This is a genomic window from Bradyrhizobium sp. CCBAU 45394, assembly GCF_028128655.1.
In the GTDB taxonomy this organism is placed as follows: Bacteria; Pseudomonadota; Alphaproteobacteria; order Rhizobiales; family Xanthobacteraceae; genus Bradyrhizobium; species Bradyrhizobium diazoefficiens.
In genome coordinates this window covers 350,074-361,070 of record NZ_LBIX01000172.1, presented here as the reverse complement: position 1 = coordinate 361,070, position 10,997 = coordinate 350,074, and the positions used below count along the sequence as shown (strand labels likewise).

Annotated in this window: 10 protein-coding genes; 7 read left to right on the top strand and 3 right to left on the bottom strand. The window is 64.9% G+C overall.

The genetic code is table 11. From position 1 onward, the window contains the following. The first annotated feature begins 2 nt into the window (after positions 1-2). Genes WN73_RS31245 through WN73_RS31220 form a run of 6 tightly spaced genes read left to right on the top strand, consistent with a single transcriptional unit; the run spans position 3 to position 5,988 of the window. Positions 3-884 carry an AAA family ATPase gene (locus WN73_RS31245; protein ID WP_011086157.1) on the top strand — a complete coding sequence of 294 codons (882 nt, stop codon included), beginning with the start codon at positions 3-5 and terminating at the stop codon, positions 882-884. Beyond that, on the top strand, positions 881-2,002 hold the full coding sequence (locus WN73_RS31240; RefSeq protein WP_271556089.1) for a vWA domain-containing protein: 1,122 nt from the start codon (positions 881-883) through the stop codon (positions 2,000-2,002). The genes WN73_RS31245 and WN73_RS31240 overlap by 4 nt, the downstream gene beginning before the upstream one ends. Next, the gene (locus WN73_RS31235; RefSeq protein ID WP_271556087.1) at positions 1,999-2,883 is read left to right on the top strand and encodes an amidohydrolase family protein; all 885 of its coding nucleotides are present in this window, start codon (positions 1,999-2,001) and stop codon (positions 2,881-2,883) included. The genes WN73_RS31240 and WN73_RS31235 overlap by 4 nt, the downstream gene beginning before the upstream one ends. A gap of 31 nt (positions 2,884-2,914) precedes the next feature. After that, the gene (locus WN73_RS31230; protein ID WP_271556085.1) at positions 2,915-3,763 is read left to right on the top strand and encodes an N-acyl homoserine lactonase family protein; all 849 of its coding nucleotides are present in this window, start codon (positions 2,915-2,917) and stop codon (positions 3,761-3,763) included. A 20-nt stretch (positions 3,764-3,783) separates the two neighbouring features. Further along, positions 3,784-5,358, top strand: a complete 1,575-nt coding sequence (locus WN73_RS31225; protein ID WP_271556083.1) for an isochorismatase family protein — start codon at positions 3,784-3,786, stop codon at positions 5,356-5,358. A 3-nt stretch (positions 5,359-5,361) separates the two neighbouring features. Further along, positions 5,362-5,988: an FMN-dependent NADH-azoreductase gene (locus tag WN73_RS31220; protein ID WP_271556081.1), complete on the top strand. Its 627-nt coding sequence runs from the start codon at positions 5,362-5,364 to the stop codon at positions 5,986-5,988. Between the two features lie 37 nt (positions 5,989-6,025). On the opposite strand, the gene WN73_RS31215 is transcribed toward WN73_RS31220, so the two are convergent. Together WN73_RS31215 and WN73_RS31210 are read right to left on the bottom strand one after the other, a co-directional pair. Next, positions 6,026-7,048, bottom strand: a complete 1,023-nt coding sequence (locus tag WN73_RS31215) for a glycoside hydrolase family 5 protein (protein ID WP_271556079.1) — start codon at positions 7,046-7,048, stop codon at positions 6,026-6,028. Positions 7,049-7,068: 20 nt separating this feature from the next. Continuing rightward, positions 7,069-8,355, bottom strand: a complete 1,287-nt coding sequence (locus WN73_RS31210; protein ID WP_271556077.1) for an O-antigen ligase family protein — start codon at positions 8,353-8,355, stop codon at positions 7,069-7,071. A 222-nt stretch (positions 8,356-8,577) separates the two neighbouring features. On the opposite strand from WN73_RS31210, the gene WN73_RS31205 reads away from it, so the two are divergent. Next, entirely contained in the window at positions 8,578-9,714 is a 1,137-nt protein-coding gene (locus tag WN73_RS31205) for a GNAT family N-acetyltransferase (RefSeq protein WP_271556075.1), read from the top strand. A gap of 30 nt (positions 9,715-9,744) precedes the next feature. Here WN73_RS31205 and WN73_RS31200 read toward each other — a convergent pair whose 3' ends face one another. Beyond that, on the bottom strand, positions 9,745-10,968 hold the full coding sequence (locus tag WN73_RS31200; RefSeq protein WP_271556073.1) for an FAD-dependent oxidoreductase: 1,224 nt from the start codon (positions 10,966-10,968) through the stop codon (positions 9,745-9,747). Positions 10,969-10,997: the final 29 nt, after the last annotated feature.

Genomic DNA, 10,997 nt, shown 5'->3' with positions numbered 1-10,997 from the left:
CAATGGCGGTCCGCAGCAACATCGTCGGCATCGACAGCCCCGAAGCGCTGGAGAAGGCGCTGCGCGCGGCCTATTACCTCGCCGACGAGGGACTCGCGACCGCAGCCTATCTCGGCCTCGCCCTCGGCAAGCCTCTGCTGCTCGAAGGCGCGCCGGGCGTCGGCAAGACCGAAGCGGCGAAGGCCATCGCCGCCGTGCTGGGGCGGCGATTGATCCGGCTGCAATGTTATGAGGGCATCGATTCGTCCGCGGCGCTCTACGAGTGGAACTACCCGCGCCAGATGCTCGCGATCCGCCAGGCCGGCGACGAGAGCATCGACATCTATGGCGAGACGTTCCTGATCGAACGGCCGATGCTCGCCACACTGCGTGCGCCCGATTCCACCGTGCTGCTGATCGACGAAATCGACCGCGCCGATCAGGAGTTCGAGGCCTTCCTGCTCGAATTCCTGTCCGACTTCCAGATCTCGATCCCCGAGCGCGGCACGGTCCGCGCGGCGGAGCGTCCCGTCGTGGTGTTGACCTCGAACCGGACGCGCGACCTGCACGAGGCCCTGCGCCGCCGCTGCGTCTATCACTGGATCGACTATCCCACCGAAGAGCGCGAGGCGCGCATCGTGATGCTGCGCGCCTCCAGCGTTGCGGAGGCAACCGCACGCGCCGTCGTTGCCGCCGTCGGCAAGCTCAGACGCGAGCCGCTCAGCAAGGCCCCGGGCATCGCTGAAGCCGTCGACTGGGCCGAGGCGGCGACCTTGCTGCACAAGGGCGGCGCGCGCTGGCCCGATGCCTTCAGGCGCTCGATCGGCGTCGCGCTCAAGGACGAGGAGGACCTGCACTTCATCTCACCCCGGCTCGATGCGATGCTTGCGGAGGCAACCGCATGAGTCCCGAACTGCAACTGCCGCAGGCGGCGCGCGTGTTCGTCTCCTTCGTCGCACTGCTGCGCGCCAACGGCTTTGCCGTCGCCCCGGAGCAGACCACCGCGTTCCTCACCGCGATCGAGCTGCTCGGCCCGCGCCACCTCGGCGATATCCGTCAGGCGGCTCTGGCCACCCTCGCCCCGCCGCCCGAACGCCGCGCGACCTTCGACCGGCTGTTCGACCTCCATTTCCGCGGCAGCGAGGCCGTCACGCGCGATGACGACGGCGAGGACGACGAGACCGTCCGGCTTCAGGAAGAAGGCCGCGGCGAGGAGGAGCCTCTGCTCTCCGACGACGCCAACGAATCCGGCCTCACCGCGACCCGTACCGAGGCGCTGGTCGACCGCCGCTTTGCGCAACTCTCTCCCGGCGATGCGCTGCGCCGCCTAACCCGCGAAGCGCCGCGGCGTCTGCCCAGGCGACGCGGCCACCGGCGCATGCAGGCCCGGCGCGGTCCGTTCGCCGATCTTCGCCGGACCTTGCGCGATTCCGTGCGCAGCGACGGCGAGGTCCTGCGTCTCGGCCACCTGAAGCGCAGGCAGCGCCCGCGAAAGATTCTGCTGCTGATCGACGTCTCCGGCTCTATGAAGAGCCGCACCGAGGAGAACATGAAGCTCGCCCACGCGTTGGTGCAGGCCGCGCCCAATGTTGAGGTCTTCACCTTCGGCACGCGCCTGACCCGTGTCACCCGCGCGCTGCGGCTCAAGCGGCGCGAACAGGCGCTGAGCGCGGCCGCCCATCTCGTCAGCGACTGGGACGGCGGCACCCGGATCGGCGATGCCTTGCAAGCCTTTCTCGCGGTGCCACGGTTCGGCGGCTATGCGCGCGGGGCGGCCGTTATCGTCGTCTCGGACGGGCTGGAGCGCGGCGCGCCCGACGCGCTGCGCGACGCCGTGGCAAGACTGTCGCGGCGGGCCTGGCGCATGAGCTGGCTGACGCCGCTCGCAACGGGACCAGGCTTTCGCCCGCAGACCGAAGCGCTCCTCGCCATCGAACGCTTCGTCGACGATCTCGTCGACGGCGGGTCGAGCGCGTCGATCGTCGCGCATGTCCTGGCACTGGGACGAAGGAGAGTTGCGTGACCGAGATTGTCGACGGCCATCATCACATCTGGCGGCAGGCGGACCTGCCCTGGCTGATCGGCCCCATGCAGCCCCGCATCTTCGGACCCTACGAGCCGATCCGGCGCGACTATCCGATCCAGGAATATCTCGGCGATCTCAAGGGCACCGGCGTCAATCGCTCCGTCTACGTCCAGACCAACTGGGCCAACGATCGTTTCGAGGACGAGGCCGCCTGGGTGCAGCAGACCGCGGACGAGCAAGGCTGGCCCCACGCCATCGTCGCCTATGCCAATTTCGCGGTCGACGACGTCCGCCCGCAGCTCGACCGCCTCAAGCGTTACCCGCTCGTGCGCGGCGTGCGGATGCAGCTGCACTGGCACGAGAACCCGCTTTATCGGTTTGCCACCCGGCCTGATCTCTGTCTCGCCCCCCTGATCCGCCGCAACGTCGGATACCTCGCCGACTACGGCTGGAGTTTTGACCTTCAGGTGTTCACACCGCAGATGCCGGATGCCGCGCACCTGGCCGAGGCCTGTCCGAAGGTGACGTTCATCCTCCAGCACGCCGGGATGCTGGAGGACCTTTCGCCGGCGGGCCGCGCGGCCTGGCGCGCGGGAATGGCGCGCCTCGCCGCATGTCCGAACGTGGTGTCGAAGCTGTCCGGGCTCGGCACGTTCATCCACCGCAACGATCCCGCGCATATCGCCGCGGTGCTGACCGACACGGTCGCGATCTTCGGCGCCGAGCGTTGCCTGTTCGGATCGAATTTCCCGATCGAGAAATTGTGGACCAGCTATCGCGAGCTCGTCGACGCGTTTCGCGCGGCGGCCGCTCCGCTGAGTACCGGGCAACAGGACGCGATCTTCAGGACCACCGCGGCGCGCGTCTACCGGCTTTGACAGACAAGAAACGAGACAGGGAGAGACACGGATGGCGCTGGAGATCAAGATCCTGGACTATGGCGATATCGAGCTGGAATCGAGCTTTCTGGTTCTCGGCCGCGACTGCGGCCGCACCCGCCGCGTCCTCACGCTCGGCTTTTTGATCCTCGGCGGCAAATATCCGGTCGTGGTCGACACGGGCTACCGCTCCAACCAGATCATGGAGACGCTGGGCATGCGCGGGCTGCAGTACCACGAGCACATGATCGAGAACCAGCTTGCCCGCCATGGCGTGCGCATGGGCGACGTGCGCTTTGTCTGCCACACCCATCTGCACATCGACCACGCCGGCAAGGACGATCTGTTTCCGATGAACACGACCGTCGTCCTCAACCGCAAGGAGCTGGAATATTCGGTCTCCGGCCTGATGCATCCGCAATATCCGGCGCCCGACATCAAGCACCTGATCGACCGCCTGCACACCGAGAGCGCGCTGCGCTTCCTCGATCTGGAGATCACCGGGCCAATCGAGCTGATGCCCGGCGTCTATTGCGACGCCGCCAACGCCCACACCGAGGGCTCCATGAACATCATCGTCGAGACCGCCGACGGGATCGCCACCATCTGCGGGGACGTGATCTACGATTTCAACGACCAGATCGTCACGCCGTTCAACGAGATTCACGACTGGGAGCCGCGGACGACCGGCAACCACGGCACCAGCAAGCGGGCGGAGAAGGCCTCGATCAAGAAGCTGCTGAGCAATTCGCGCTATTTGCTGCCGGTGCACGACAGGCCGGCCAAGATCGAAGGCGGCATGGTCGTCGGCCGTCTGCACGACCAGGTCCCCGGCCCGATCGTGCAGTCGCTGCCCCCGCGCAACTGGTTCCCGGCCTGACGCGCTCGAAGGATCGACCGATGACGCATGTCACCTTGCGAAGTGAGTTCGAGACCTTGATCGATCCCTATGCGCCGGTCGCGCAGGTCGGAACGGGCTTTGACTTCACGGAGGGCCCGATCTGGCATCCGATCGATCACTACCTCCTGTTCTCGGACATGCCCGGCGACGTTCGGCGGCGTTGGGACGCACGGCGCGGCGTGGCCGAGGTCAAGCGCCCGTCGAACAAATGCAACGGCATGACGTACGACGCCGAGCTCAATCTGATCGTCTGCGAGCACGCCACCTCGTCGCTGATCCGCGAGCGGCCGGACGGCCGGCGCGAGGTGCTTGCCTCGCATTTCGGAGGCCAGGAGCTCAACAGTCCCAACGACGTCTGCGTGCACTCCTCGGGCGGAATCTATTTCTCGGATCCCTGGTACGGCCGCATGCCGGTCTATGGCGTCGAGCGGCCGCGGCAGCTTGGGTTCCAGGGCGTCTATCGCGTCATGCCCGGCGGCGAGCCGAAGCTCGTCGTCGATCGCAATCTGTTCGACCAGCCGAACGGACTGTGCTTCTCGCCCGACGAACGGCTGCTCTATGTCAACGACACCGTGCAGGCGCTGATCCGCGTATTCGACGTCCATGCCGACGGCACGCTCTCGAATGCGCGGGTGTTCGCAAGTGGCATCAAGTCCGAGCTCGAGCCTGGCCTGCCCGACGGCATGAAGTGCGACCAGCACGGCAATGTCTGGGTCACCGCACCCGGCGGCGTCTGGGTCTACTCGCCGCGCGGCGAGCTGCTCGGCAAGGTACGTGTGCCCGAGCTCGTCGCCAACCTCGCCTGGGGCGGGCCGGATTTCCGCACGCTCTATCTGACCTCGACGCATTCGGTCTATGCCATCCCGACCAGGGCGGGACCGCGCCACGAGCCGTATATGAGCGGCAGGCGCGGCGGCGCAGGCGCAAGCGCCAGCCCTGCGGCCGCAGCGCCCATCCTCACCGACGGCGAGATGCGGCTCGATCCGCAGCGCTGCGCCATGATCATCCAGGATCTTCAGAACGACGTCATCATGGATGGCGGCGCGTTCGACGGGTCAGGCGCGCCCGCTCACGCGAAGCAGCAGCATGTGGTCGAGAATGTCCGGCGTCTTGCCGAGGCCGCGCGGGCGCGCGGCGTCGCCATCATCCATGTCTGGTTCGTGGTCGAGCCCGGCGCCCCCGGCGTGACGCTGAACGCGCCGCTGTTCGAGGGTCTGGTCGACAGCAAGGCGATGGTACGCGGCAGCTGGGGCGCGGCACCGGTCTCGGGCCTGGAGCCCCGGCCCGGCGATTTCGTCGTCGAGAAGATGCGGATGAGTGCCTGGGAGGGCACGCGGCTGGAGACGATCCTGAAGGCCACCGGCCGCGACATGATCATCAACACCGGCGCCTGGACCAACATGTCGGTCGAGCACACCGCGCGCACCGGCGCCGACAAGGGCTATTTCATGATCGTGCCGGAGGATTGCTGCTCGACCATGAATGCCGACTGGCACTCGGCCTCGATCAATTTTGCCATGCAGAACGTCGCCATCGTCACGCGGGCGGATGCCGTCATCAGAGCGCTGGGATGAGCGGTGGCAAAGCTCCTGCACCTCTCCTGCTCGCCGCGCCCCGACTCGGAGTCGAGCGCCGGCGCGCGCGTCTTCCTTGACGGATTTCACAAGGCGCGTCCCGACTGGGACATCGACGTCATGGATCTCTGGCGGGAGCGGATGCCGGAGTTTGCGGGGCCGATTGTCGAGGCCAAATATGCGCGGATGAAGGCCCAGGCCTTCGACGACGCCCAGCGCGACAGCTTTGCCGAGGCCGAGCGCATGGCGACGCGCTTGTCGCTCGCCGAACGCGTGCTGATCTCGACGCCGATGTGGAATTTCGGCATCCCCTACAAGCTCAAGCAGTGGTTCGACATCATCGTCCAGCCCGGGCTTACCTTCCGGTACGACCCGGCGTCGGGATACCTCCCGCTGCTCAAGGACCGGCCAACCCTCGTCATCCTCGCCAGCGGCAGCGACTTCGTCACCGGCATGAACCGCGGCCGCACCGACATGGCGACACCCTATTTGCGCGAGGCGCTGCGCTTCATTGGCATCAGCGACGTGCGCTTCGTGCCGATCGGGCCGACCACCGGCCCGGCGGACCCGATCCTCACCGCGCGCGAGACGGCGTATCGACGCCTCCGGGAGATCGCCACATGGTTTTGATCGACTGGTGACGCGCCACGCTAGGCGATTGCGAGCTTCAACGCTGCGGCGGGATCAGCGCACGCAGGACGTCCGGCTTCCAGGCCTGACGCGCGCTGTCGAAGGCCGCGAAATCATGGTCGAATTGCCAATAGGCCCATGACCAGCCAAGCCTGTCGGCGCTTCTCGCCATGAACGACAAATATCTCGCGCGGCTGTCGGATGGCGCGCGCTCGTACACCCCGAATTCGCCGAGATAGACGGGGCGCTTCTCCTTCTCCGCCCAGAGATTCATCTTCCCGAAGTCAGCAGCAGCCTTGGCTTCGTCGTCGGGACTGCCCCAATCCAGCGGCCCGATCCGCGAAAACGTCGGGGACCACGGTGCGCCCTGATGCGTGAATCGTATCGGCGCGTAATAGTGAAACGTGACGATCAGGTTCCTGTCGTCGGCCGGCAGAGCCAGGTCGTCGACGGGGATGTCGTCCGTGTTGAGAACCGCGGCAATGACCGGCCGCGCCGGATTGGTGCGGCGGATGATTTCAAGACATTCGTTGAGGAGTGAATTCCAGTCGGCGGACGTCATTTGCCCGCCAGGCTCGTTCAGGACCTCGAAGACCAGCGCGGGGTATTTTCCGGCATAGCGCTCGGCGATCTGCCGCCAGAATGCCCTGAGCTTCTCGCCGCATTCGGAAACGTCGCGTTGGCAGATATGGGTGTCGTGCTCGTCAACGATCGGAATGAGGTTCCTTGCAAGGACGTCCTCGATGACGGCATCGAGCCGCCTCAGAACGATCTCGTCCAGCACGTTCCCCGGACCCATGAACTTGAAGCCGAAGAAATTGATCCTGACGTGCGAAAATCCGGCCTTCCTGATTGCCGTCAGATTGTCCAGGCGGAACGGCGCGTTCCGGCCGCCTTCCCAGATCCCGTCATAGCCGAGAATATTGATGCCGCGCCCCAATTTCGGCAGGTCACGGGAAGCCTGCCCGGCCCCATGGGCATGGAAGCAAGACGACGCGAGGAAAAATACCGTTGCCGCAAGATTGAAGCTTCTCGTCCAGCGAGCGCGGATGGCTCTCATCTTGCTTCCATTCGTTGAGACTAGAGATCGGTCTGCGGCACAGGCCTGCACGTCGCGAAGAAGAACGCCACCAGCAGCACCGACGTGAACATCGTCGAACGAAGGAACGTCGTCTCGGTAAAATTGGTCTGAAAGCTGAGAACGACAAATCCGATGATCAGCGCGCAGTGCGACCGGTCGATCGCGCGGGCCGAAATCAGATGAAGAACCTTGTTCGAAAACAGCAGGACGCTCGCGGCGAAAAGCGTGTAGCCGAGAAACCCCGACTCCATCAGGATCGCGATATAGCCGCTGTGATAATTGTCGAGCACCCAGCCATGGTTCTGCTCGAAATAGTCGTATATCGACGGGATGGTCCAGAAGCCGTTGATCCCGAAGCCGAGCAGCGGCGCGTCATCGAAATGGCTGATGGCGTAATGCCAGATGAACGTCCGCTCGGTCAAATCGACGGACGCGTCGCCGACATGGATCGCGTCATACCCCGTCGCGTAAAAATAGAAGATCAGCGCGCCGGCCAGCAAACACATGACGAACGGCAGGACCGCATAGAGTCTCATGCAGATGACCGACCACATCGAGGTCAACAGCAATGCGCATGCGGCCAGGGCAACGGCACCGGCGCCCCGCGATTCCGACGCGAGGACACATGTGGACGCCAGAAGGAAGGTCAGAAGGAAGGCCGGCCACCCTTGCCCCTTCATCTTCAGATAGCAGGCGAAGAACATCAGATACGCGCCGACGAAACCGAGGGTCTGCTTCGATTCATAGACGCCTTGCCATTGACCGTTATGCATCCAGCTGTGGTCTATCCCGATATCGGGTACGGCGAGCGCAACGAAGGCCGACGCGGCGACCAATATGAAAAGGCCCAACGCCGTGGCCCTGACAACCTCGTCCATGTCGATGCGCGTGATGAGACAGAAGGCACCGAAGGTCGTCATCGCGAGCGCCAGGCTCTTCATGATCGCGGCAGCATTCAGGCTGGTCCAGAACACGGAGATGACGGCGAAGGCGTAGAATGCGACCAGAACGATCAGATCGGGATTGAACTGCAAACGCAGCCGCGGACGCACGAATGCGCTGGCGTAGATCAGGACGCCCCACATCAGGACCGCGACAGCCTGCTGCAGATAGGTCAGCTCCGCCGGCAACAGCCCGGTGTTGAAGGTACCCATCGACGCGACGACGTTGATGGTGATCGAACAGCCAATCGCGGCCCTGGCAATCTTCTCAACGCCAACGCTGCGCGTCTTCCAGATCGCGCTCCCGGGAGCCCCGGAGTCCACCTCGGTCTGTAGGCTGGCCATGATTGACCTTCCTTAAACGCGGTTAATTATTTGCTAGCGCGGCCAGGTCTCCACATCGCAGCCTCCGCAGACGCGAAACCTTAAGACTTCGGTAACGATACGAACCCGGCTCAGTCCATTTGATGCAAATCGTACCACCTCGGTATCTCGACCGTCACTCCCCTGCTATAAGCCCTCAGCTCGATCGAGCACTCCCGAATTCCCTGGCCTCCCTGGTTACGCATGAACACGCCCGGCAACACGTTCGATATCGCCGTCGAGCCGGCATTCGACTTCCTGTCGGCGGACTATGCAGAGCTGTTCGACCACTCGGCCGCCACCGCGTTCCAGCATCCGCTCTGGCTGCACAGCCTCTACAGCAGGCTCGCGTCTCATGCGGGAGCAACCCCTCTGGTTGTCGTGGTTCGCTACCGCGCGACGCGCGCCCTTGCGATGGTGCTGCCCCTGCTCCGGATCCGGCGCGGTCCGATACGGACCGTCGAATTCGCAGATCTCCGCGTCTCCGACTATCTGGCGCCGGTTTGCAGTCCGACGGTGTTTTCCGAACTGCTTGGGGATGCGGAGGCATGCGCCGGGATTCGCCGCCTCGTTCGCCCTTTCGACCTGCTCCGCATGACCAAGCTGCCGGACGGGCGGCTGCCGATCGAGAACCTTCTGGCCGCGCCCCGCCGCGTCGCGATGGACACCAGTGCCTACGCGACCGTTCTCGTCGCCCCATTCGAGCAATGGCGGGCCAGTGCGATGGATCGTTCCTATCAGAAGGAGCTCGCAAAGAAGTATCGGCAGCTCCAGAAGAAGGGCGCGCTGAGCTTCTCGTGCTGCAGCGACGGTGCCGCCGTCCTCGAGGCGCTGGACGTAATGAGGAAATTTCGCGGTCCGCGGTTCCAGTCGCAGGGCGACGGAGACCTGCTCCAGCGCCCCGAATATTACGACTTCTATTCCGACGTCGCGGTCCGTGGTCTCGGTTCCCTTGCGCGGCTCTATGCCATGAAGATGGATGGCGAGGTGATCGCCGCCGTGCTCGGGCTGCAGCAGCGCGACAGCTTCCTCGTCATCATGAGTGCCTTCGACATCGCCGGATACAAGAGCCAGTCCCTGGGTGCCCTGATGTTCGAGCAGGTGGCGAAGGACTGTATCGAGCGAGGGGATCAGATGCTCGACTTCACCATTGGTGACGAGCCATACAAGAAATCGTTCGGCGCGCAGGCCTCGCCGATGTGGGCGGTCACGCAGGCCGGCAGCACCACAGGCGCGATATCCCTGTTCGCACTGGAGCAGGCGCCCTGGCTCAAACTTGCCGCCAAGCGAATTTCGGAGTTCAGGCTCTCGCCGACCCGTACCTCGACGCCCACGCAGTGACCGGCGTGAGGCCCTGGAGGGCCGCGGCCCTCAGGCGCGCAGCACGCTGCGGACCTGCGCGAGCCAGCCCGGCCGCATCTGATCGACCCGATGGGTGATGCTTCGCCGCAGGAAGTGCAACCGTCGCCGCACGTCCCAGCTGATATCGTTGCGGGACGTCAGCGCCTGGCGAAAGCGCGCCATCTTCAGTGACTGCTGGTCCGCGGCGATCTTGTCGCGATCGGAATAGAACTCCGATATCTTCTCCTTGCCCATGCCTTCGGTCGCAAGCCACCGCGGTGCATATTCGGTGCAGAGACGCTCGACGTCCACCAGCAGGCGGGCGACGCCCGTTCCGGCGGCGGGACAGTTGGTCTGAAACGCATCGCCGATCAGCACGACGCCGGGCTGGAGATGTCCTTCGGCGACGGACAGATCCATCACCCAGTTCTGTACCCGATCCGTCACGCGAAAATCGCCGAGATAGGGCTGCAATCCCGGCAGCAGCCGCAGGACTGTCGCTTCCGTGTCGCGCCGCAGATCACGCATGACCGGATCGGTCGGGTCGCGGAACATGAAGAGATTGGCCCGCATGCCGGCGGGTACCGGAAACAGGCTGAGATAATCGACGCCGTCGGAGGTGCGCTCGCCGTAACAGGTCAGCGCCTTGAAATCGAACGGCGTGCCGTCCCGGCGCGCGATCGTGAAGCCGAACGAGACCGAGTGGCCTGCGGCCAGCACGCGCCGCCTGATGCCCAGCTTGTAGCCGAGGGCTCCGGCCATGCCCGTCGCCAGAACGACAAGACGCGCATTGAGGCGGCGCCCGGAGGCAAGCTCCAGATGCTGGACGTCGTCGCTACAGGTGACTGCGGTGACCTCGTCGACGATGAGGCTGGACGGACCGGGTATCTGGCCGCGCGCCATGGCAACGAGACCGGCATAGGGAAGCCCGTAAGCCTGGCCGACGCTGACATCGACCACCTTGCCTTCCCTGACATTGAGCACCTGATCGTATGGACAAGCGACGCTCGCGAGGCCGCGGATGAAGCCCAGCCTGCGGAACATCTCCAGCTGCGGGCCTCCGATCTTCTCGACCCGAAACTCGTCCGGATAGACCGCGCGCTTGTCCACCAGCGCGACGCGATGCCCTGCCCGCGCAAGGACAGCAGCCGCGAGCGAACCTGCAAGGCCACCTCCGACAATCGCGACGTCCGCAACGATCGTCGTGGTCGCAGCTGCGGCGATCGGCTCAGTCACGGTGCTATCCGCCGTCATGGTCCAGGCTCCCACGGTTAACGGTGGTT